The 424-nt window shown below is 73.6% G+C and carries 1 pseudogene; it reads left to right on the forward strand.

Annotated features, from left to right (window positions below):
* Window positions 1–424, forward strand: a pseudogene (locus tag NE591_RS12640) (hypothetical protein); the annotation flags it as partial.

Consider the following 424-nt stretch of genomic DNA (forward strand, 5'->3'; position numbering starts at 1 on the left):
CATCAAGCAGGAGCTGCCCGAGGGCTTCCAGACGGCGGAGTTCGCGCTCGAGCACGGGCTTGTCGACGCCATCGTGGAGCGCTCCCAGATGCGCAGCGTGCTGGCCCAGCTTCTGACCCTGCACGCCCCGCCCGACGACCCGGGGCGCATCGTCACCTACCACAGCGTCATGGACGCGCTGTCGGTGGGTGCGGACGCCTACGGCTCGGTGGACGTGGCGCCCGAGGCCCGAGCCGTTGGCGAGCGCATCCGCGACGAGGAGGCCGCGGGGCTGTGGCGCAGCCTGGCCGAGTCGGTGCCGGTGGTGGGCGAGCTCATCGGGCGCCCGGAAACCCCCGAGGAAGCCGAGGAGGCGTCCCGCCGCGAGCTGGAGCGCCATGCCTCGCAGCTCACCCCGGACTTGCGGGCCTCGCGCCGGGCATGG

The sequence above is a fragment of the Adlercreutzia sp. DFI.6.23 genome (assembly GCF_024462535.1).
Taxonomy (GTDB): Bacteria; Actinomycetota; Coriobacteriia; order Coriobacteriales; family Eggerthellaceae; genus Adlercreutzia; species Adlercreutzia rubneri.